A 23,307-nucleotide genomic window follows, 5' to 3' on the forward strand; every position below is an offset into this window, starting at 1 on the left:
TTCAGGATCGTTCTTTGTCAAGGATAATAGGCGTATTGCCAGTGAGTTATTCTTCGGTATCGGTTTTCGTAATCTGATCAATAGATTGTTCAAACAAATCATCAAATAATTTAAATACACTTGGCAGTATATGTTGGGAAACACTTTTATTTACGGTATATAAATACGATTTGTCTAAGGTTTCTTGTGAAGCCATAAAGTTGTTGTAGTTGACTTTTAGAAAAAGGGTCATTAGAATACAAGCGATCAGTAGGAATTTTAATACTTGAAAAAGTCCGCCAAAAATTCGGTTCAGACCACCGAGGAAAACAGCTTTAGACAATTGAGTCAGTGTTTTGGCTAACAGTTGAACCAAAACGATTACCAGTAGGAAAGTCAGTACAAATGCTATTAGCGGTAACATTTTGGTGTCCCAACCTAAAAAATCTTTAATAACTGTGGAGAACTTAATAGCACCGATAAGTCCGATGAGTAGAGATATAAACGAAGCGATGGAAACCCATAGGCCGTCTGAAAAACCTTTATAAAAACCGTAAACCAATCCAACCAAACACAATAAATCTATCAGTAACATTTTTTTCTTAATTTGATGCGAAGATATTATAAATTCGTTTTACAAGGAAGTAGTATCTTTGCAAATAATACAACAGAATTATGGCTAGAGACGAACAGTTAAAAGCGCGCTGGGAATTAGTGGTTGGTTTTTTATCTACCCGTTTCGCAGATGGCGATATATTAGATTTAGATGCGATTATTTATTTAATCGGAGTACAGGAATTAGGGAAACCAAATCAGAAATATAAAAAAGACGAAAAATTAAACTTAATGCATATAGCTATTTGCCGCTTGTTAGAGCCTTATGGTTATTATGAGTTTGAACGTTTTGATGATGAAGGTTGGCCACACTATACAATTAAGGAACAATTACCAGCTTTAAAAGCCGGTGAGCAGTCGGTTTTGATGAAAGAAGCCATAGTGTCGTATTTTATGGAGAGAGGCATTATCGAGTAAGATAGTAAATTAATAATTTTTTTTTAAAGTTTATAATTTTCAGTATAATTTAAATGACGTAAATTTGCGTTTTACTTGACTTAAAATGATTGATAAAATAAAAGAGTTTATTGGAGAGGCCCAGAGCTTTTCTGCCGATAACAAAGAAGCGCTTGAATCTTTTCGAATTAAATTCATTTCTAAAAAAGGGATCCTAAACGACTTGTTTAACGAGTTTAAAACGGTGCCTAATGATCAAAAGAAAGAATTTGGACAAGCGATAAATTTATTAAAAACTACCATTGAGGATAAAGTAAAATCTATTCAAGATTTTTTGGAATCCAAAGAAGACTCTCAAGGGATTTATGGTGATTTAACGCGTCCTGGAAGTCCGATTAGTTTGGGGTCTAGACACCCGATATCCTTGGTGAAAAATCAGGTTATCGACATTTTTTCCAATATTGGATTCAATGTATCAGAGGGACCGGAAATCGAAGACGATTGGCACAATTTCACCGCGCTAAATTTCCCAGAATACCATCCAGCACGAGATATGCAGGATACGTTCTTTGTGCAGACCAATCCTGAAATGCAATTGAGAACACATACATCATCTGTGCAAGTGCGTTATATGGATGAATTCAAACCGCCTTTGAGAACGATTTCTCCGGGTCGTGTTTTTAGAAACGAAGCCATCTCATCGCGTTCACATTGTATTTTCCACCAAGTAGAAGGTTTGTATATCGATAAAAACGTATCCTTTGCAGACTTAAAACAAACGCTTCTATACTTTACAAAAGAAATGTTTGGCAAGTCTAAGATCCGTTTACGTCCGTCTTATTTTCCATTTACAGAGCCTAGTGCTGAGGTAGATATTTACTGGGGACTAAAAACCGAAACCGACTACCGCATTACCAAGGGAACCGGATGGTTGGAAATTATGGGATGTGGAATGGTTGATCCAAACGTTTTGAAAAACTGTAATATCGATCCAAACGAGTACAACGGTTTTGCATTTGGTATGGGTATCGAACGTATGGCGATGTTGTTATACCAAATTAGTGATATCCGTATGTTTTATGAAAATGATGTACGATTTTTAGAACAATTCAAATCTAGCTTCTAGATTTTTATATACTTTATATGATCCCCGTAACAGTCTAACTGTTACGGGTTTTTTTATGCGGCTTCGGGTATAGAAAAAAGCTTATAAAATTAACAAGTTCGAAAAAAGTATAATATTTTTTTTATAAAAGCATAATTATGTTATTTTAGCAGATTAAGATAGATATTTAGTTATTAAATTAATATAATAAATTAGTATATGAAGCGTATTATTTGTGTATTTCTTGTTCTAGCAGTCGTGTCCTGTACTAGTGACGACAATAAAACGATAGGTGATGAGCGAATAGGGAGGGATGGTTGGATGTTCTTTCCTGCTATTACTACTGTAGGAATGGATGTTTTAGCATTCAAAATGGACGCGTACGAGTTTGTTTCCCATAATTTACCGACTTCTGTAAGTGAGAGTATACCTGATGGTAAATTTTTATTAACTAGTTTGTATAAGCATAATGTCTTAGCTAGAAGTTATGAGTTTCGTGTGTCTTCCCATAATCAAAAAATGCAAAGGGCAGAGCGGTTGCAAATTGACTATCTCGGTCCTAATCCATTGCAAGAGGGAGGGAAATATAAAATTGGTGAACTAAAATCAAAAGAAGATATTGGTTTAGTGACGGTGGTATTTCAAAATTATAGAGCAGCTGTTGAGCGTGTTTACTATAGTGCAATTGAGGGAGAAATGGAGGTCCTTAAATTGGATACCGTTGCCAAAGTAATCTCTGGAACGTTTCATTTTTCTGCTGTGATGAAAACAACCAATGATACAATTAAAATTAAGGACGGACGTTTTGATTTGTCGTATAGTGATCATTATTAGTACAATTTCTTTAATGCGGTAAGCAGTTATAAAAGAAAGCATAATCATACCAAAATATATTAGGAGTCTTTTCGTTAGTGAAGACTCTTTTTTTGTGACACTTTTGAGTTTTGTAATGGCTGTTTAGAAACTTCAAGCTTATGATATTCATATCACCTTGCTGATTTAAAACTTATGAGAAGCAAACAGGGCGATAATACCAGTTCTAAATGTCCTTAGTAAGTGTATCGAATTTTAATATTTTGTCATTTTTTTGACGATAAGCTATTTTATCCGTTTTTTTAACTGTGTCTGCAAATGAAATTTTAATTTATGAAAAAAATTATTTTAACGCTATTCGGAATCGGATTGTGTTTAGGATCTTGTTCTAGTGATGATGATGCAGTGGAAATTAGTGTTTGTCCGCCTCCAATTGAATACATGACCTATCCAGAGGTTACAACAGCGGGTAGGGCTACTCTGGCTTTTAAGATGGGAGCAAGAGAGTTTATATCCTGCCTTTCTTCTCAATGTTTGCCTGTTGAGAGTAAGATCACAGCTGAATCTCCTATACAGCCCATTTACAAAATGCGTTATTATTTAGAAGCGTATACTCAACAATATGTATTAAGAATTATCGCTAATAATCAAAGGAATTATCTAGACTCCTTTGTTTTGGATTATCGATCTGTAAACCCGATAAAAGAAGGAGACAAGTTAGCCTTCTCTGGAAGTCAGGAAGACGGTGTTGTTTTCGCGATTTATAATAGTAGTGTAGACCAAAGAAGTTATGGTTGTACTGAGGGAGAGATTGAAATTGTAAAATTAGATACTGAAAACAAAATTATGTCTGGGATTTTCAACTTCAAAGCGGAAGATCAAAACAATCGAAATAACATAATTACCGCAAAAGCAGGTCGTTTCGATATTTTGTACAGACCCATGTAGGTCTATGAGCCTATTTACCTATAAGATGATACGCGAATAGACGTATCAGCCTATTCGCGTATCATCTTATTTGCATATCCGCGTATCTACTTAATTTCTCTAAAACTGGCTTTCAAAATCCAACCCGTATTCTGATTATTCAATTTAACCTTAGTCCACAGTGATTTTTCTTCGAGTATAAGTACTTTAGTGCCTTCATGAAGCGTTGCGAGCGTTTTAGAACTGTTTTTCGCATCGGCCTTAAGTTCTATCTTATCTGTGAAGATAATGCCGGTACGGTAGTTTTTTACGTATTCTTGTTCCAAGTAAGCACTACTTATCGTAAACACCGCTCCAAGTCCAAAGAGTATCATCAACCCAAAAAACAAGCGTTTAATACTGCTGTTGTTGGCTAAGAAATATCCGATGTAGCAAAGCAAGATCAAAAAAGCGGCAGCTACACTCAGCCAGGCCCAGCTATCATACGAAAGGGCTTTCAAGCTGTTGTGAATAATCTCTTTTGAGCCGAGGCTGCGGACTACGGGAATATCGTCTAAAATTGTTTTTTGAGCAAAGCCCAAATTGGTTTTTATCGCTATATCATCCGGATCGAGTAATAATGCTTTTTCGAAATGGTAGATCGATGGAGCTGTTTGATGCAATTTATAATAGGCATTACCCAGATTAAAATGCAACTCTGCAGATTCCTTACCATTTTCAATCAGTTTGAGATAACGCGCTACCGCATCTTCATAATTACCTTGTTGATAAAGGGTATTGGCGTTTTGAAATTCCGGATCTATTGTTGCTGTTTGTGCCCAGCTATAAGAGCTTAAAAACAATAGAATATAAATAAATTTTTTCATGATTATTTTATTTGAATTGTTTTTCTAGTTCAGAGATTACTCCAATTGCTTGTTGATAGTGGGCATTCATTTCGACCTGCGCGGTTGGCGCGTAACGCGCAAATTCACAGGCGAATTTCAAATTCATAAAGTCCGTTATCGTTTCCTTTTGTATTCCTTTTTCGGTTAAGATTTCTTCGATATTATCGTTGCTCATCTCATTGGTTTCTATATGTAACTTGGCTTTTAAGAAATTGTGTAAACAACGTTCAAGAGCTTCATAAAAAGCTTCTTTATTGCTTAGGTTCTTTTTAGCCTCTCCCAAATATTTACGCGCCAGACGATTGGATTGTCTTAATTTATTCTTTTGCCAATCCCCATCTTTTCGGCGTTTCCGAGTAATGATCCATCCAAATAGAGGCATGGCAATCAACGGTGATACTATTAAAATATAGAACAAGGTTGAACCCAAGAAATCCTTTGGTTTGGCAGATTCGAAAGTTGTGGTTGTTTTAATATCGTAAAATTTGTCGGCCGCAACGATCTTTTCGGTTTTGTTGACTTGTTCATTGGTTGGCAGCATCGGACCATCTAGCACTTCAATTGGTATGGAGTCTGAGGTGATGGTTTTATAAGTGTTCGTAGCTAAATCAAAATAACTAAATGTCAGCGGTTTGATCAAATAATCCCCTTTATATTGTGGAATAATCGTGTATTTGTCGGTTTTAGAACCTTGTAAACCTGAAGCGCCTGGTCCGATATTTTCTGAACTAATTGGATCATAAATTTCTAATGCTGTTGGAGCTTGTGGCTGCGGTAGTGAAAAGAGATTTAGATTTCCTTTCCCTTCCACTGTTACGTTTAAGGTAAATGTTTCACCAGATTTCAGTGCTTTTGTAGAAGGAGTTACCTTAAAGGTAAACTGTCCTACTGCACCGCTAAAATCTTCTGGTTTTCCATTTTCAGGTAAAGCTTTGACCTTGATGGTTTTCTTTCCGGAGGAAAATACCTTTCGGACAACTCCCATTTCAGGAAATCCAAAGAAATCGCGCCTTCCAGTAGGTAGTTCGGTTTCAATATCCAATACCATTGGTTCTATAACGAGATCACCAGATTCCTGCGGCATCAAAATTACTTTTCTTAAAACGATATAACGGTATTGTTGACCTTGATAGGTGCCTTGTTCTATCTTTTGTTGTTTAAGTTCAATCGGGTGATTCCAAAATTTGTTGTACTTAGGACTACTCGTTTCCATAAAACCACGGACACTGGAATTAAATCCAACATATAACTTATGGGTAACTGTAATGGGTTCGTTGATATAGGGATTGCTCTTAGACACTTCGGTAACTACATGTATACCTTTCAACATCTGTTGTTGAGAATCACTCATCTGGGGTTCCTCCCTTTTTAATGGTTCGGTAATGGTTACGGTAATCGGTTCGGTTTTATAAACTTTATTCTCGATTTCTATCGAGGCTGATCCAATAGTCATCCTACCTTTTCGAGTCGGAATCAAAAAATACGAATAGCTTTTACTAAATGACTTCTCACCGTTTATCCAAGAATAATTAACCGATTGATTCGGACCTGCCGCAATTTGAAAACCTTCAAATCGAGGTGGTTGAAAATTATCCCCATCTCCATTCATCGAGAAATCAACACGCAACATTTCATTTTGAGGCGAGGTTGTTCTATTGACAACCGCCTCAAATTTTATTTGTGCCAACATCACTTGCGAAAAAGTGAGTAAGAAAACGATTAAATATTTATCGAATACTTTCATCTTACCAATCTTTTGTGTTTTTTCCGGATACTGCAGGTTTTCCCTTTTTGTCCTGAAGTCGTTTCTGAACCTTCTTCTCTTCTTTATTCATGGCATCTAAGATTCGCTCCATTTGTTGTTGGTTTGGATTGCCCGATGCCTCCTGTGGTTTTTTATCACCTTTATCTTCTTGGTCTTTAGGATCTTTTCCAGGGTTATCTTTCTTATCCTGCTCTCCTTTATCGTCCTTTTTATCTTTATCGTCCTTATTGTCTTTGTTATCCTTATTGTCCTTGTTGTCTTTGTTATCCTTGTTGTCTTTGTTATCCTTGTTGTCTTTATTGTCCTTGTTGTCTTTATTGTCTTTGTTGTCCTTGTTGTCCTTGTTGTCCTTGTTGTCTTTATCTTGATCCGGATTTTCTTGTTGCATCTTTTTAGCTAAGGCAAAATTATAACGAGTTTCTTCGTCCTTAGGATTGTTTCGCAAAGCATTTTTATAGGCTTCAACGGCAGCTGAATAATTTTTATTCTGCATATAGGTGTTTCCTAAATTGTGAAAAGCGCGATGTTTATCCTCTTTAGAAGTAGCTTTTTTAGCAGCTTCTAGATAGACCAGTTCAGCATCGCTGAGCTGTTTTTGTTTGTACATCGTATTGCCCATATTGTACGTCGAACTGATGTTTTTAGGGTCTTTGGATTGAGCGATGCGGTAATCGGCTTCTGCCTGAGTATATTTCTTCTCTGAATAAAGCTTATTGCCGTTAGCAAGTGATGATTTTGCCGATTGTGCTTGCGCGCAGTAGGCCGTTAATAGTAATAGGTATATTAGGAAATGTCTCATAATTCAAAGCTATATCGTTCTGATTTCCAGATTATTTTTCATTAAATAAATTCAATTCTTTCATCCATTTGGTTTTGCGTTCCAAGATAAAAAGATCAATAAGCAATAATAATAGTGCTAAAGCTAAAAACCATTGATACTGTGATTGATACTCAGCGATTTCTTGTGCTTCAAAGTCTGATTTTTCAATTTTGTTTAAGTCTTGTTTGATCAGACCAACTATTTCTTGCGTATTGGAGCCATAGTAATAACGACCACCGGTTTGTTGAGCAATCGCTTTAAGGGTTTCGGAGTTGAGTTTGGTGATAACCACTTCGTTATTCGAATCTTTTTTGAATTCGGTTGTCCCACCTTGTCTAATAGGTATAGGGCCTCCAGCTTCCGTGCCGACACCGATGGTAATGATGCTAATGTTTTTTTGTTTGGCAATTTGTATGGCATTTTCAAGCCCGTCTCCATGATCTTCTCCATCGGATATCAAGATCATCAGTTTGCTGGTCTTTGGATCATCAAAATAATTACTAGCTACTGTAATCGCATCTTCAAAGGCAGTACCTTGTGAAGAAACCATATCGGTATTCATATTTTGAAGATACATCTTAGCCACGTTATAATCTGTGGTGATGGGCAGCATTGGAAAAGCACTGGCGGCATATCCGACTATACCGATACGATCAGATCCCAAAACATTGATGATTTGCGACACCAATTGTTTGGTTTTGTCTAGACGGTTGGGTGCCATGTCTTCGGCCAACATACTTTTAGAAACATCTACAGTAAAAACAATGTCAATACCTTGTCTCTTTACCGTTTCAATTCGCGTTCCTATTTTAGGATTAACCAACGCGATTATGATTAAAACCAAGATAGCGAAGTACAATACCGCTTTGATGTTGGCTTTGTTTTTGGATTGATTTGGTGCTAGAATCTGAAGGGCTTTTACGCTTCCAAATTCTTTTTGTCTTTTGCGTTTCCAGATGTTATTTACAATAAATAGCAGTAGCAATAGCGGTAGTACCGCTAGCAAAAAGAAATATTTTATGTTGTCAAATTCCCACATTGGTTTGGTTGTTATATGAAACCTTTAAATAGTGTTTTCTGTAAGATAAATTCCAAGCAAAGCAGGATAAATCCCAGCAGTGCGAAAAGGTGAAATTTCTCATTTCGGCTCACAAATTTTTGCTCGTCTACCTTGGTCTTTTCCATGGAGTTAATCTCGTCATATATTTTCTTTAGACTCTTGGTGTCCGTAGCTCTAAAGTATTTTCCATCGGTTTTTTGTGCGATTTCCTTTAATAAAGCTTCATCAATTTCTACGGGCATCATCCTAAATAATAATTCTCCTGAAGGCGAATATGCATAAGGGGATTCGGCCATTCCATTGGTTCCAATACCGATGGTATAAACTTTTATTTTAAATTCTTTGGCAATATCCGTAGCCATACGCGGATCGACAAAGCCGGCATTGTTAACACCGTCGGTCAGCAGTATAATTACCTTACTCTTGGCCGGACTATCCTTTAATCGGTTGACAGCGGTTGCCAGTCCTACTCCTATAGCGGTACCGTCTTTAAGGTCGTCGTTGTAAACCACATCCTTTAAGGCATTTAGTAAAAGAGGTTTGTCACTGGTAACTGGTGTTTTGGTATAAGCCTCTGCTGCATAGATAACAAGTCCTATTCGGTCGTTGGTTCGGTTTTTTATAAAATCGGCTGCAACGGTTTTTAAAGCGTCTATACGATTGGGTTTTAAATCTTTTGCCAACATACTACCTGAAATATCCATGGCCATAACGATATCTATCCCGTGAGTAGAATGTACCTTATTACTGACATCCACAGTTTGAGGACGAGCAAGTGCAACGATAATCGCGCTTATGGCCAATAGTTTTAAAGCGATACTCAGGGGTTTTAGGCGCACCAATAGTGACTTCTTCTTTAAAAATCCTTCGGTGGAACTTAAAGTTAAAGTCGGTTTCTGGTTATTTCTACTGCGATACCAGATATAAAAAGCAATAGGTAATAGGCAGAATAACCAAAACAATTCGGGATATAAAAAAGTGATCTGTCTCATTCTTTTTCTTCAGTTTTGTATTGAATGGATTCGAATATTTTTTGAGCAATTTGCGTTCCAACCGTATCGGTATCTTCATAGAAAACGCCAATTTCTTGGGCGGTTTCCCCTTGCTGTATTAAAGCCAATTCAAAACGAATGATTACTTCTTTTTTACTAATCGGATTATTGATGACAAAGGTACCTGTGCTTTTTGTGCCTTGTATTCCTTTGGCATTTTCAAAAACTGCTGTTTTAGACTCGACCTTAGTGGCTTGTAGATTCTGGGTGATAACCTTTAGGGAATGAGCCAGAATTTCTTCTTTGGTATAACTGCTTTCTTTGTCAAAATGAATGATGTTTAACAAGACCTGTACAGCATCGGTAATCTGACCAGAACTAAATTGTACAGCCGATTTTACTCCTGGTGGTAGGGTTTGTTGTACTCTAGGGTCGATAATACGTGTTAAAACCTTAGGGGTTTCTACAACAACACCAGGGTTACCATAGGTACTTTGTATCCAGTCTCCGTTTAGTAATCGTTTGGAACTACTAAAAGATAGGTTCTTAAAGAAAGAGCCGCTTTCCGTATTATTGATTAAATAGATAATACCCGTTAATACCAACAATACAGCACTAATCGTCAAAGGTACCAGCGTTCTGAATTTTTTGCGTTTTTTCTTACGTCGCTCGCGCAATCGAATTTGTTCCGATTGGGTTTCCATGGATATTGGATAGGCGGTATTGATTTCATTGATTACCTTTTGGATTTTTTCGGTATCATTGATAATTTCAAATTCTTGCGGTTGTGATTTGGCGAATTTCACTAAATCGGCCGTTTGAAAAACATTCTTAAATGCTTGGACTACGCGTTTGTCGATCTTGATTTTTTTGGAATTAAGAGTCTGATTAAAAATGGTTAACAACTCGAAAGTAGTTAGTTCCTTCGCAGGAATATTAAAAGTTTCCTCGATAAAAACCCGAGCGATATCGGTCATATCGGAATAATACGTTTTGGTTTCCCCGCGTACCCATAATTTTTTTGCAGCTAACTTGTCGAGTTTCTTCGAGGCTTTTTCGAAAGGAGTTTTGAATAAATCATCTTCCGAAAGATTGCGTTCTTGACGTTTCTTAATCCAATAATATAGGGCGATTCCCAAAATTACACAGATCGCTATTGCGATGAGATAATACCAATTCGAAGAAATCCCAGCGCCGCTAGTCGAGATACTTTTAATCTCGTACATCGGTTGTTTTAGCGTGTCCACTTTTACATTCTGAACCAATATAGAGTAGGCGTCAGTAAGGTATTGTTTGTTATTGACCAATACGGGAAGTGGAGGTAATTGGTAAGTGCCCGAATCGAATTGAGTCAGACTATATTTTTTGATCAATTCGTATTGATGCGCTTTGATTAAAGTGTCAACGGGTTCAGAACTGATCACTTCAAAAGCTCCCATGCGTTCATTTTCAGGAAAATGAACCACTGTCCCTTTGTCTAAAAGTGCTTTGATCGTCAATTCAAATTGATCACCAATTTTTATTTGAGTGGTATCAATACTGGATTTCACCGGATTCTGAGCCTGAAGAGCTCCTCCGAACAAACAAATTAAAAATAGGTATATTATTTTGTGTTTTTTCATCTTGTTGTTAACGATTATCTCGATTTAAAATAACCAAGTAATTTTTTGACATAACTTTCTTCTACGTGCATTTGGATAACTCCGGCACCACATTTATAAAAAGTCTTTTGAAAAAAAGTTTCGTGATCTAGATAGTTCTTTTCAAATTCCTGTCGCACAGCCGTATCGTTGGTATTGACCCAAACCTTTTCATCTGTCTCTGCATCCATCACGGCGATTAATCCCAATTTAGGTAGCGATTTTTCTCGAAGATCATAAACACGGATACCGGTGATATCGTGTTTCTTAGCCGAAATCTTAAGCGTCTGTTCATAATTTGCTGTGATAAAATCCGACAGCACAAATACAATAGCTTTCTTCTTTAAAACTTTGGAAAGATACTCCAAAGCCAGCGATAAGTTCGTTTTTCTACTCTTCGGTTTAAAATCGACCAATTCACGAATAATTCGCAATACATGGCTTTTTCCTTTCTTTGGTGGAATATAAAGTTCTATCTGGTCAGAAAATAGTAACAATCCCACTTTATCATTATTTTGAGTTGCTGAGAATGCAAGCGTTGCTGCTATTTCTGTAACGATCTCATTTTTAAATTGATCTGTAGATCCAAAATGTTCTGAACCGCTGATGTCTACGACCAACATCATGGTTAGCTCCCGTTCCTCTTCAAAAACTTTGATATAAGGCTCGTTGTACCGGGCGGTAACATTCCAGTCGATCGAACGAATATCGTCTCCGAACTGGTATTGGCGTACCTCGGCAAAAGTCATTCCGCGTCCCTTAAACGAAGTGTGATATTCTCCAGAGAAAATATGATCGCTTAATCGACGGGTTTTTATCTCAATTTTCTTGACCTTTTTTAGGATGTCTTTTGTTTCCATTTTTGAATTTGATGAAATTTATTTAAACCTCAATAACCCTATCCATTCCCATATTAAAAATAAGAAAGCAAATAGGGATAGAATAAATATAATTATCGTGGTCGATTAAGGCACTTCTACCTCATTTACAATCTGATTGATGATATCAACAGAAGTAATATTCTCCGCTTCTGCTTCATAAGTAACTCCGACTCTATGACGCAATACATCGATGACTACTGCGCGAACATCCTCCGGAATCACATAACCTCTTTTTCTAATAAACGCATAACATTTTGCCGCCATCGCTAAATTGATACTTCCACGTGGTGAGGCGCCAAAACTGATTAATGGTTTTAGTTTTTCAAGTTTGAATTGCTCCGGATAACGCGTGGCAAATACGATATCTAAAATGTATTTCTCAATTTTTTCGTCCATATAAACCTCGCGAACTACAGCTTGCGCTCGAGCGATTTGTTCTAGTGAAACCACCGGGTTAATTGTAACCTTAGCACCCGATAAATTTTGACGAATTACTTGACGTTCTTCTTCTAATTTCGGATAATCGATCACGGTTTTAAGCATAAAACGGTCCATTTGTGCCTCTGGCAACGGATAAGTTCCCTCTTGTTCAACAGGATTTTGTGTAGCCATCACCAAAAAAGGGCGATCTAACAGAAAAGTTTCGTCACTAATCGTTACTTGTTTCTCTTGCATCGCTTCCAAAAGTGCCGACTGAACTTTCGCTGGGGCACGGTTAATCTCATCAGCTAAAATGAAATTAGCAAAGATGGGACCCTTACGAATAGAGAAGTCATTCTCTTTAATATTGTAAATCATTGTGCCGACAACATCGGCAGGAAGTAGATCCGGAGTAAATTGAATTCTGCTAAAAGAACCGTGAACGGCTTTTGCTAAAGTGTTTATAGCTAAAGTTTTAGCAAGTCCAGGCACCCCTTCTAACAAGATGTGTCCTTGACCCAACAACCCAATTAGTAATCGGTCTATCATGTGCTTTTGACCCACAATAGCCTTGTTCATCTCAAGGGAGAGCAGATCTATAAAAGCGCTTTCTCTTTCGATTTTCTCATTTAATGCGCGAATATCATGCGTGTTTTCAGTAGCTTCCATATCTATTATCTTTGTACTATAATGGCTTAGTTGTTTAGTTGGCGCAAATTCAAAAATTATTTACTTTTTCCTTGTTAATAATAGGTTAAATATTTCACCTATAAGATGTCGTTAGGGCTCATTTATGAAATTCTTTTTATATTTTTAAGGAATTAAAAATAAATGTTGTGATTAACAAGAGATTGCTTATAAGAAATTTATTGTCTCACCACGATGAGAATAGCTTTTACGATAAAAAAAGACAGCTCAATTTACACAGCAAAGAAGGTAAGGCGAAGTTCTTAAAACACGTTTGTGCTTTGTCGAATTCCAACCCCAAAAACAACTCTTTTTTAGTCGTTGGAATTGAAGATGAAGACAACTTAATTGTCGGGACTGATTTTTATGACGACAGTAAAATTCAGAATCTCGTCAATGCTTTTCTAGATGATCCTCCAGCAATCCAATACGAAAATGTACCCTTCCCGGATTTGCCGCAAGATAAAGTGGTCGGATTAGTAACCATCCGCCCGCAGAAGGGAATTTCTCATTTCAAAAAATCAATTTACACCATTACCCCCGGAACGTACTTTAGTCGGATGGGTAGTAACTCGATACCTGATATGCCACCGCAAGCAAACAACAATCAGCAGATCGTTGAAAGTATCGAGAAGATTTCTCGAAACAATCTAAACCATGTCTTAGACAGTGTCCTGAGTTTTGTCAATCTTACACATAAGGATATGAAGTCCGACTATCATGTTTTTAAGGAGTATTTTGTGGTTTGTTGGGCTGGAAAACCTAGAAAAATACGCGACAAGGTGTTTTATTCTCGCGTAGATATCGAATTGATTAACGAGCAAATTAAATTGTTCTATTCCACTTTTGATGCGGTAACCATTGATTACAATAAAGATGAATTTATCATCACAGAATATATTCGGCTCGGATTAAAAGATGCCACAACCTATTACCCGTTTGAGCGTTTGGTGCTCCATTTTTATGAAAATGGTTCGTATACCATGAAAAACAAAATGTTGTTTGAACCGCCTAAATACAACCCTACGTTGTTACGTCATATTTATCAGTCTAATTTATTACTTATCAATAAATTAAGGCAAAATCAAAAACTCAGTGAATCGGATCAACGCGATTTGACCCAATTGCCACAGACGATGATGATCTGTTACTTAAATAATTTTGAGTCGGCAAAAGCAGAGCTTATCCGTGCTAAAGAGCTGTTAAAAGCAGTCGAAAATGAAACGGTATATAACTCCTTTAAAGAAGTAATGCGTATCTTGCGTAAAGTGAAATACGAAGTTAATGAAGAATAGAATATTGGTAGTTGGAGACATTCATGGCGGGTATCGCGCCTTGATCCAGGTTTTAGAACGCGCTCAAATTACCACAGACGACCTATTGATTTTTTTAGGGGACTATGTTGACGGTTGGAGCCAATCACCCGAAGTGGTAGATTATTTAATAAACTTGCAGAAAAAACAGCAGTGTGTTTTTATGGGAGGCAATCACGAGTCGCTGTTGCTCAAATGGCTGTTGACTGGCGAACAAGGTGAACAATGGTTAAGAAATGGCGGAAAAGCATCTGTAAATGCCTACAGCAGGTTGTCTGAAGACAAAAAGCGCGAGCACATCGTTTTTTTTAAGGCTTTGCGTGATTTTTACTTAGACGATCAGCATCGATTGTTTATTCACGCGGGATTCACAAATCAACGCGGTGTTGATTACGAGTTTTTCACCGAGTATTTTCGCTGGGATCGAACCTTATGGGAAACGGCTCTGGGATTAGATCCGCTTTTGAGTCGTGAGGATTTGGTTTATCCAAAACGCCTAAAAATTTATAAGGAGATCTATATCGGTCATACACCCGTGACTCATTTTGATTCGACCATACCGATGCATAGAGCAGGGGTTTGGAATATAGATACTGGAGCAGCTTTTACAGGTTGTATTTCTGTGATGGATGTGGATACCAAAGAATTTTGGCAAAGCGATTTTTTGCCGAAACTTTATCCAGATGAGATGGGTAGAAATGCGACTTAATAGATCGTTTTGTATATTTGCACAAAAACAAAAACTTATGAAAAAATTAGTACTTTTAATTCTCCTAGTAGGAGGGTCTTTGACGGCTCAAGCTCAGGCTGTTAATGAAATCAAATACAATATTTTAAACACGATTATCATGACCTCTGTAGAAGTGGGATACGAACACTTTATCGATAGAGATCAGTCAATAGGTGTGGATCTTTACTTAAATGACCGTTTTTCATACTATCCAGAAAGTAAAAGCAAAGGAAAAAAGTTTAATACCACAAGTATTGCCGCTTCTTATAACTTTTATTTTGGAGGATCAAATGGTGAAAATGGATCGGGTTATAGTGTGACTCCCTTTTTGAAATACCGTTTTGGTGATTTTGAAGAAGACAAATGGAGAGACGATGTGTTGGTTCAAGAAACTACGGATATGAATAGTGTTATCGTTGGTTTTGGCGTTGGTTACAAATGGGTTAAAAATGACTCATTTACCATTCAGCCGTTTGCAAACATCGGAAGAAACTTTAGCGAAGATGTGAACGACCGTTTTATGGCAATTGAATTGAATGCAGGAGTTACTCTTGGTTATAGATTTTAATGATCAATAAATAAGCAATAGAGAGTAGGTACTAGTAAGGTGTAAAAATATTGTACGCTCTAGGCGAATCTCAAATAAATAAAAAAGGTACTGTTTTCAAAACAGTACCTTTTTTTATTATTAGAAAATCGATCGATTAAAAATCGAATTTTATTCCTTGAGCTAACGGAAGTGCAGTACCGTAGTTAATGGTATTGGTTTGTCTTCTCATATATGCTTTCCAAGCATCCGAGCCAGACTCACGACCACCACCAGTTTCTTTTTCTCCACCAAAAGCACCTCCAATTTCAGCACCAGATGTCCCGATGTTTACATTGGCAATACCACAGTCAGAACCCGCTTGAGATAAGAATAATTCCATCTCTCTCATGCTATTCGTAAATATAGAAGAAGATAAACCTTGAGGAACACCATTTTGTAAGTCGATTGCTTCTTCAATTGTACTGTATTTCATGACATACAAGATCGGTGCAAAAGTTTCTGCTTGAACGATTTGAAATTCGTTTTTCGCTTCGATGATACAAGGTTTAACATAACAGCCACTCTCATAACCTTTTCCTTCAAGAACACCACCATCAACGATGATTTTTCCACCTTCTTGTTTGGCTTTTTCAATAGCGTTAAGATAGTCGTTTACCGCTCCTTTATCGATAAGCGGACCTACGTGATTATTGGTATCCAATGGATTTCCAATTTTCAACTGTGCATAGGCACTTTGCAATACTTGAATGGTTTTATCGTAAACACTTTCGTGTATGATTAATCTTCTTGTTGAAGTACAACGTTGTCCGGCAGTTCCTACAGCTCCGAATACCGCTCCAACCAATACCATACTGATATCAGCATGTTCTGAAACGATGATAGCATTGTTACCACCCAATTCCAAAATGGTATTTCCAAAACGTTCCGCTACTGTTTTAGATACGTGACGCCCGATACGAGTAGATCCTGTGAAGGATACCAAAGGAATTCTAGAATCGTTGTTGATCAAATCTCCACATTGGTTACCGATTACTAAGTTGCTTACTCCTTCCGGAATATCATTAGCTTGGAATACTTTCGAAACGATATTTTGACAAGCTACACCACACAAAGGTGTTTTTGAACTTGGTTTCCAGATACAAACGTCTCCACAAACCCAAGCCAACATCGTATTCCAGCTCCATACAGCTACTGGGAAGTTGAAGGCAGAGATTACACCAACGATACCGTATGGATGCCATTGCTCATACATTCTGTGTTGTGGACGCTCTGAATGCATCGTTAATCCGTATAATTGACGGGAAAGACCCACTGCGAAGTCACAGATGTCAATCATCTCTTGTACTTCACCCAAACCTTCTTGTAAACTTTTTCCCATTTCAAAGGATACTAATTTACCCAAAGGCTCTTTATATTTTCTTAATTCGATTCCGATTTGACGAACAATGTCACCACGTTTTGGTGCAGGCACCATTCTCCATGTTTTAAAAGCCTCTTCGGCAGTTTTCATTGCTGTCGCATAATCCTCCTTAGTCGACGTTTTTACTTTTCCAATCAATTCTCCGGTTACCGGTGAATAAGATTCAAGAATCTCTCCATTTGAAAAAGTTGTAGAACCAGTAGAAGTTCCATTATTTATTTCCTGTAGGCCTAATTGTTTTAAAGCCTCCTGAATGCCAAATTGGTCTGTTACTGTTGCCATGATTTGTGGTTAAATGATTGATTTATGTTTCTGAGCGAATTTACAAAAAATATATGGAAGCACTCGAGTACTTTACTTTAAGCTAAGGCTTACTTGACAAATCTCGGGTCTGCTTCCATGACTTGTTGGCATTTTTTGCAAGTTCTCAGATCTTTAGAATGATAAAAATTTTCAAAATGAGGTAGGAAATCCGTTTCGATATTAGTCAATTCAAAATAGACTTCGTGTAATAAGTGGTTGCAGTTCTCACAGTACCACAATAGGCCATCACGCTGTCCCGCTCCTTCTCGGATCTTCTCGACTACCAAGCCCACAGACCCCTCTGAGCGAATAGGACTATGAGGTGTTTTTGCCGGTAATAGATAAATATCGCCCGCGTTTAAGGTCATCGATTTTCGTTGACCATCTTCTTGGATATCGATTTGAATACTGCCTTCCAGCTGATAAAAAAACTCCTCAGATTCGTTATAATGAAAATCCTTGCGAGCATTTGGACCACCGACAATCATCACTATAAAATCTTTGGATTCTACATAGATGTTCTTATTGCCCACCGGGGGTTTTAATAGATCGCGGTTTTCTTCGATCCATCGGTGTAAATTAAAAGGTTGTCTACTGCTCATAAAAATTACTTTTCTATGCGTTAGTTACTTTTGCTCAACCAACTTTGTGGATTGTGTATGGTTGTATTATGTGATAGTAAAAATTTCAATACCGCTCTACCCGTCGCATTGGTACCAATGGTACCGATCGATTGTTTGATGCTGACTTTATCGCCTTTTTTAACGCTGACAGAGCTTAAGTTTTGGTATACGGTAATATAATCTCCGTGCTGTATTAAAACCGCCTTGTTACCTCCGGATAAAACTTGTACTTGAAGTACTTCTCCTCCAAACACCGAACGAGCTTCTGAACCGGGTTCTGTACTGATTTCCAATCCACTGTTGTGAATGGTCAATTGACTTTGAACCGGATGGGGCTGATCTCCATAAGGCAGAGAGATATAACCTTTGGCAACGGGCCACGGTAAACTTCCCTGATTGGCTCTAAAATTATTCGCTATAATTTTACCTTCTGGAGTTAATTCAAAGGTCGTCGTATTGGATTTGGTTGGAGCTACCGGTTTTTTACCTGCTTTGGCTGCCGCTTTGGCCGCTTCTTCTCGAGCTTTCCTATTGGCTTCGGCAATGGCTTCACGGATTAACTTCTGTATCTGTTTATCAATGGCTCGCGTTTCCTCTTGTTTCTTTTTGATTTGTTCGTTGTACTTCTTCTGATCTTTTTTGATCAAAGCAACCAACTCCTCTTGCTTTAAGCGGTCTTTTTCCAAATCCTTTTTCTCGCGTTCTGCGTCGTTTAATAACACGCGTTGCTTGCCTTTTTGTACTTCGAGTGTAGCAACTATAGCTTGCAATTCCGTCGATTTAACCTTGACTTCCTCGCCTTGGTTTTTTCGGAAATTAGCATATTGCTTCATGTACTGTATCCGTTTATACGCCTGCAAAAAGTTTTCTGAAGACAACACAAACATAATGCGACTCTGTTCAGAACGGCTCTTATAGGATTTAGCAATCATTTTCGCATAATCCTCCTTTAATACACCCAGTTCTTTTTGAAGTTTATTGATCTGTAACTGATTTTTATAGATGTTATCAGTCAATAAGCGCACCTGTTGTTGAGTATTTTGAATCAATTCTTGACTGAGTCGGATCTTTTTATTTTGCTCGGCTATTTCGGCCAAAACATTACGCTCCTTGGATTTCTCGGTCAATAACATCTTCTGAACATTTTTAATTTCTTTCAGAATTTGCTCTTTTCGAAGTTCCAAATTACGTTGTTTTTCAGAGGTTTGAGCCCATGAAAAATGGCATAAAAGCGAAAATAATAGGATGTAAATCAGTCTTTGCATTGAATTTGTTTTACCAATTTAATTAATATTGATTCGTTTATAATTGTTTGGAACACTGTAAGGGAACGACAGTTTCTCGTTAAATGTCACTTTGTTATAAATAATGTTCAAATGTATGGTTTTTTCTTGTTCTGCATCAATATTTATTTCGCTGGGAAGCGTAATGTCTTGGATTTTCTGGTAGTTTGGATACGAAATGGTAACCGAACGGTTTTCTTTTTGTTGTGTAAGTGCCTCTTTTTTCAACAGCAAATCTTGGTCTTCAAAATAATACGTAGACTCCAGACCTTTGGTATTGGTTGATTCGAGTTTGTGCAAACCGTCTTCTAAACTAGCAACGAGCTTTTCCTTGTTTAAATCGTTAATCGCATGACCCAACAATAAGTTTTGAACCTTTTGGAAATCGAGGTCGGTTCCCAACCATTTGCTCAACATGCTGTAGTCGCCTTCAAAATACGAACTGTTCATCTTTTCGTAATACTGCACTTTGTCTTGGGTAATATAAGCTTTAGCCATAGTGATGGTGAAAAACTTGACTGTGATAAGTATCTGCTTGTCTTTTTCAATACGAATATCGGTATCAAAACCCAACTGTTGACCGTTGCCCTTATAACTGGTCGAAGAACGGATATTGGCTGTATTAAAATCAGGACTGTTTTTATAATGTCCGTTTACGATGTGTAGTACCGTTTTTGAACTGGAAGCAGCCGATTCTGATACACCATCTCCAGCTATTTTGGTCGACTTACAAGCACCGAAAGTCAGTGTCACAAGGAGTAAAGCAAATACCTTTTTCATATAGAAATATTATTTTAATTAAGTTCATAGGATATCTAAGTAGACTATTGTTTGTTTCAGTCGAAATCCTAGATAATAGCTATCGCAGGCCATTGAATTCTTAATCAAGTAGCAAATAGCATTCCTATTTTCTAATAAAAAATCCGTTTCATTTAAATAAAACGGATTTTATAGCACTTTTTATTCTAAGACGGAATAATCTCCAATACTGATTTGGGTGTGTTTACCGTCGTATATAGCGTGATTTCCAACCATGGCGTTGTCTAAATTAGCATGGCGGATTTGCGAATGTGTTTGTATTAAACTGTTGGTCAATACCGCATGTTCGATGATAGAATGATCTCCAATTGAGACATTCGGACCTACGGTGCTGTTTCGTAAGATGACGTTTTCCCCAATATAACAAGGTTCGATGATTTGACTGTTTTCCAGTTTTACCGTACTTGCCACCAAATTGACCTGATCTTGATGCAAAAACTGCAACATGCGGTTGTTGGTGTCGACAGTGACGTTTTTATTACCGCAATCCATCCACTCATCCACTTTACCTGGTACAAATCTCATTCCCTTTTGCTTCATGTTTTCCAAAGCATCGGTCAATTGATATTCGCCGCCTTTGGTCATGTTGTTGTCGAGCAAGTACTCGAGTTCTTTTCTCAGTGTTTCACCACTTTTAAAGTAGTAGATACCAATAATGGCTAAGTCCGAAACGAATTCTTTGGGTTTTTCAACAAAATCAACAATCTCATTCTGAGCATTGAGTTGCACCACGCCAAAAGCACTTGGGTCGGCAACTTGTTTTACCCAAATAACACTGTCTGCGGTTTTGTCTAAAGTAAAATCAGCACGGAACAAAGTGTCTGCATAAGCGACCACTATAGGGCCTTGCATGCTTTCTTTAGCACATAAAATAGCATGTGCAGTTCCTAGGGCTTCGTTTTGATAGTAGATCGTTCCTTTGGCTCCGAGTTTTTCGGCTATAGCTATCAGATCTTCTTCTACTTTTTTTCCAAAACTCTCGTGTATAATAAAGGCAATCTCTTCAATGGATCCGTCTAGAACCTTAGCTATATCCTCAACTAATCGGTGTACGATGGGTTTTCCTGCAATAGGTATAAGCGGTTTAGGTACGGTTAGGGTGTGTGGGCGAAGACGAGACCCTCGTCCTGCCATGGGTACTATTATTTTCATTTTTTAGCTTTTTTTCAATTTTTTTATTTCGTTCCGGTACTTCCAAATCCACCAGCGCCTCTTTCTGTTTCAGACAAGACCGTTACGGGTTCCCATTGGATTTGCTCAAATTTAGAAATAACCATTTGTGCAATGCGTTCTCCGTTTTCAATAGTAAAGGGATCCGCCGAAAGATTTACTAAGATAATGCCGAGTTCACCTCTGTAATCAGCATCAATCGTGCCAGGAGAGTTGAGCAGCGTGATGCCTCGTTTCGCAGCCAATCCACTTCTCGGGCGGATTTGTGCTTCATAGCCTTCGGGTAATTCTATAAATAAACCAGTCGGAACTATAGCGCGTTCCAACGATTTTAAAGTGATGGGTTCTGTGATATTCGCTCGCAAATCCATACCAGCAGATGAAGTGGTTTCATAGTTTGGTAAGGGATGTTGGGAGTGGTTGATGATTTTTATAGTCTTCATATCTTGATATTTTTTAATCTTGTAATCCCGGTATTAAGTCTACGTCTATCGACCTTCATAACATGGGAACATCGTTCGGCTTGATCAATACCCGCGATGTTGGAAACAAATATAATGTATTCTACAGATTTATTTAAATGACCTAGCTGTTATTTAATGATGCTACGCAACAGTTTTCCTTCATATTTAAATAAGACGGCCACGAAGATTGCTATAAATGCGATTCCCACAAAATAATTTTCGCGAAAACCATAAAAATAGATCGCTGAAAAAGTGATGGCCATTAAGGTATAACCCGTGATCGCTTTTTTATCGTAGGGAATGGGGTAATAGCGATTGCCTAAAACGTATGAAATCAACATCATACTTCCATAGGCAATCAAAGTAGCAATTGCTGAGCCGACATAACTCCAAATGGGAATTAACGCATAGTTTAAAACAATGGTCAATACCGCACCGAAAATTGAGATATATGCTCCAATCATCGTTTTGTCTCTTAACTTGTACCATACCGATAAATTGGAATAGATGCCCAAACAGAAATTAGCTAAAATAATCAACGGAACCACTTTCATCGCTTCCCAATAGGAAGGATTGGGAATCATGATTGGCTTCAGTATATCGACAAATACAATCACACACAACATAATCAAACTGCCTATAATAGCAAAATATTTGGTAATGGTAGCATATTTGGTCGGGGCATCATCGTTTTTGGCGTAGTTAAAGAAAAAAGGTTCTATTCCCAAAGTATAGGCCTGACGAAACAAAACCATAAAAAGGCCGAGTTTGTAACAAGCAGCATATTTACCTACTTCAACCAAGGCGATTTCAGGCGGCAATAGGCGTCCTAATAAGATCTTGTCAAAACTTTCATTGATCGCAAATGCCAAACCTCCAATCATTACTGGAAAACCATAGCGGATCATTTGTTTACAAAGATCTTTGTTAAAAGTAAATTTGATTTTTAAATAATCGGATGCAAAAACCAATAGGGTTAGAGCACTGGCAATTAGATTGGCGAGGAAAACATATTGTACTTGTTGTCCCTCGGTATAAATGGAATCAAAAAAAGAACCCGGATAAGCAACGGCCAATTTGGGTAGGGCGTAAAGAAAAAAGATGTTTAGTGAGACGTTGACGATGACATTGCCAATTTTTACCGCACTATAAAACATCGGACGTTGATTGGCACGCAATTTTGAAAACGGGATGATCACCAAGGCATCTAAAACCAAGATCCAAATAAGATACTTGATGATCTCAGCATCGACGTTGAGGTATGCGCTCCAATAATCCTTGGTCAGTAGTCCTAAAGTCAGAAACAACAGCGAAGTGATGCTTAGGTAGATCAGGGAGTTGTTAACAACCTCTTGTTTGTCCTCTCTAAGGTTGTAAAACCTGAAAAATGCGGTTTCCATACCAAAGGCGAGTACTACGTTGAAAAACATCATAATAGAGAATACAATATTGTATTCGCCATAGACGTTATTGGCCATAAACGAGGTATGGAAAGACACCAAGAAAAAACCGAGTAACTTCGGGAAAACGGTGGCTAGACCGTAAATAGCGGTCTGTTTAAATATTTTTTTGTAGATGCTCAAAATCAGCGGTTTCAGTCAGTGAGCAAAAATAATCAATAAATGCGCACAAACTGTGGGCATTA

23 protein-coding genes are annotated in these 23,307 nt (G+C 37.6%); 7 read left to right on the plus strand and 16 right to left on the minus strand.

The features are described from left to right. Positions 1–46: 46 nt before the first annotated feature. Positions 47–574 (minus strand): CvpA family protein, encoded by a 528-nt coding sequence (locus tag L1275_RS04770; RefSeq protein WP_253470355.1) that lies wholly within the window; start codon positions 572–574, stop codon positions 47–49. A gap of 80 nt (positions 575–654) precedes the next feature. Here L1275_RS04770 and L1275_RS04775 point away from each other — a divergent pair, with 80 nt between their 5' ends. From L1275_RS04775 to L1275_RS04790, 4 genes are all read left to right on the plus strand, one after another. After that, the gene (locus L1275_RS04775) at positions 655–1,011 is read left to right on the plus strand and encodes a hypothetical protein (protein ID WP_253470356.1); all 357 of its coding nucleotides are present in this window, start codon (positions 655–657) and stop codon (positions 1,009–1,011) included. A gap of 85 nt (positions 1,012–1,096) precedes the next feature. Next, positions 1,097–2,116 (plus strand): phenylalanine--tRNA ligase subunit alpha, encoded by a 1,020-nt coding sequence (gene pheS, locus L1275_RS04780; protein WP_253470357.1) that lies wholly within the window; start codon positions 1,097–1,099, stop codon positions 2,114–2,116. A 198-nt stretch (positions 2,117–2,314) separates the two neighbouring features. Next, a complete protein-coding gene (locus tag L1275_RS04785) occupies positions 2,315–2,929 on the plus strand; it encodes a hypothetical protein (protein WP_253470358.1) in 615 nt (204 codons plus the stop codon). A gap of 312 nt (positions 2,930–3,241) precedes the next feature. Further along, complete coding sequence (locus tag L1275_RS04790; protein WP_253470359.1) at positions 3,242–3,856, plus strand: hypothetical protein; 615 nt, start codon at positions 3,242–3,244, stop codon at positions 3,854–3,856. A gap of 86 nt (positions 3,857–3,942) precedes the next feature. On the opposite strand, the gene L1275_RS04795 is transcribed toward L1275_RS04790, so the two are convergent. The 8 genes from L1275_RS04795 to L1275_RS04830 all read right to left on the minus strand — a co-directional run bounded on the left by L1275_RS04795 (position 3,943) and on the right by L1275_RS04830 (position 12,969). Next, positions 3,943–4,701 carry a tetratricopeptide repeat protein gene (locus L1275_RS04795; RefSeq protein WP_253470361.1) on the minus strand — a complete coding sequence of 253 codons (759 nt, stop codon included), beginning with the start codon at positions 4,699–4,701 and terminating at the stop codon, positions 3,943–3,945. 7 nt (positions 4,702–4,708) lie between these two features. Next, the gene (locus L1275_RS04800) at positions 4,709–6,466 is read right to left on the minus strand and encodes a BatD family protein (protein ID WP_253470363.1); all 1,758 of its coding nucleotides are present in this window, start codon (positions 6,464–6,466) and stop codon (positions 4,709–4,711) included. Position 6,467: 1 nt separating this feature from the next. Beyond that, a complete protein-coding gene (locus L1275_RS04805) occupies positions 6,468–7,286 on the minus strand; it encodes a tetratricopeptide repeat protein (RefSeq protein ID WP_253470365.1) in 819 nt (272 codons plus the stop codon). A gap of 31 nt (positions 7,287–7,317) precedes the next feature. Continuing rightward, positions 7,318–8,346, minus strand: coding sequence for a VWA domain-containing protein (locus L1275_RS04810; RefSeq protein ID WP_253470367.1), 1,029 nt, complete (start codon positions 8,344–8,346; stop codon positions 7,318–7,320). Positions 8,347–8,357: 11 nt separating this feature from the next. Beyond that, positions 8,358–9,359 carry a VWA domain-containing protein gene (locus tag L1275_RS04815; RefSeq protein ID WP_253470369.1) on the minus strand — a complete coding sequence of 334 codons (1,002 nt, stop codon included), beginning with the start codon at positions 9,357–9,359 and terminating at the stop codon, positions 8,358–8,360. Next, positions 9,356–10,981, minus strand: a complete 1,626-nt coding sequence (locus L1275_RS04820; RefSeq protein ID WP_253470371.1) for a BatD family protein — start codon at positions 10,979–10,981, stop codon at positions 9,356–9,358. The genes L1275_RS04815 and L1275_RS04820 overlap by 4 nt, the downstream gene beginning before the upstream one ends. 14 nt (positions 10,982–10,995) lie before the next feature. After that, complete coding sequence (locus L1275_RS04825; protein ID WP_253470373.1) at positions 10,996–11,859, minus strand: DUF58 domain-containing protein; 864 nt, start codon at positions 11,857–11,859, stop codon at positions 10,996–10,998. Positions 11,860–11,964: 105 nt separating this feature from the next. Next, entirely contained in the window at positions 11,965–12,969 is a 1,005-nt protein-coding gene (locus tag L1275_RS04830; protein ID WP_253470375.1) for a MoxR family ATPase, read from the minus strand. A gap of 167 nt (positions 12,970–13,136) precedes the next feature. On the opposite strand from L1275_RS04830, the gene L1275_RS04835 reads away from it, so the two are divergent. From L1275_RS04835 to L1275_RS04845, 3 genes are read left to right on the plus strand one after another with little or no spacing between them, the layout of a single operon-like run. Next, the gene (locus L1275_RS04835; protein WP_253470377.1) at positions 13,137–14,282 is read left to right on the plus strand and encodes a DUF5929 domain-containing protein; all 1,146 of its coding nucleotides are present in this window, start codon (positions 13,137–13,139) and stop codon (positions 14,280–14,282) included. Further along, positions 14,272–15,009 (plus strand): metallophosphoesterase family protein, encoded by a 738-nt coding sequence (locus L1275_RS04840; RefSeq protein ID WP_253470379.1) that lies wholly within the window; start codon positions 14,272–14,274, stop codon positions 15,007–15,009. The genes L1275_RS04835 and L1275_RS04840 overlap by 11 nt, the downstream gene beginning before the upstream one ends. A gap of 37 nt (positions 15,010–15,046) precedes the next feature. Next, a complete protein-coding gene (locus L1275_RS04845; protein ID WP_253470381.1) occupies positions 15,047–15,598 on the plus strand; it encodes a DUF3575 domain-containing protein in 552 nt (183 codons plus the stop codon). A gap of 136 nt (positions 15,599–15,734) precedes the next feature. On the opposite strand, the gene L1275_RS04850 is transcribed toward L1275_RS04845, so the two are convergent. From L1275_RS04850 to L1275_RS04880, 7 genes are all read right to left on the minus strand, one after another. Then, complete coding sequence (locus L1275_RS04850; RefSeq protein WP_253470383.1) at positions 15,735–17,282, minus strand: aldehyde dehydrogenase family protein; 1,548 nt, start codon at positions 17,280–17,282, stop codon at positions 15,735–15,737. A gap of 89 nt (positions 17,283–17,371) precedes the next feature. Further along, complete coding sequence (locus tag L1275_RS04855; RefSeq protein WP_253470385.1) at positions 17,372–17,905, minus strand: 3-hydroxyanthranilate 3,4-dioxygenase; 534 nt, start codon at positions 17,903–17,905, stop codon at positions 17,372–17,374. A gap of 20 nt (positions 17,906–17,925) precedes the next feature. After that, positions 17,926–19,191, minus strand: coding sequence for a murein hydrolase activator EnvC (locus L1275_RS04860; RefSeq protein WP_253470387.1), 1,266 nt, complete (start codon positions 19,189–19,191; stop codon positions 17,926–17,928). Between the two features lie 18 nt (positions 19,192–19,209). Next, positions 19,210–19,989 (minus strand): DUF4292 domain-containing protein, encoded by a 780-nt coding sequence (locus L1275_RS04865; RefSeq protein ID WP_253470388.1) that lies wholly within the window; start codon positions 19,987–19,989, stop codon positions 19,210–19,212. Between the two features lie 180 nt (positions 19,990–20,169). After that, positions 20,170–21,180, minus strand: a complete 1,011-nt coding sequence (locus L1275_RS04870; protein ID WP_253470390.1) for a sugar phosphate nucleotidyltransferase — start codon at positions 21,178–21,180, stop codon at positions 20,170–20,172. A gap of 23 nt (positions 21,181–21,203) precedes the next feature. Further along, positions 21,204–21,641: a dUTP diphosphatase gene (gene dut / locus L1275_RS04875; protein WP_253470392.1), complete on the minus strand. Its 438-nt coding sequence runs from the start codon at positions 21,639–21,641 to the stop codon at positions 21,204–21,206. A gap of 149 nt (positions 21,642–21,790) precedes the next feature. Continuing rightward, positions 21,791–23,245 (minus strand): oligosaccharide flippase family protein, encoded by a 1,455-nt coding sequence (locus tag L1275_RS04880; protein WP_253470394.1) that lies wholly within the window; start codon positions 23,243–23,245, stop codon positions 21,791–21,793. Between the last annotated feature and the right edge of the window lie 62 nt (positions 23,246–23,307).

The organism is Flavobacterium sp. HSC-61S13 (genome assembly GCF_024171535.1).
Lineage (GTDB): Bacteria > Bacteroidota > Bacteroidia > Flavobacteriales > Flavobacteriaceae > Flavobacterium.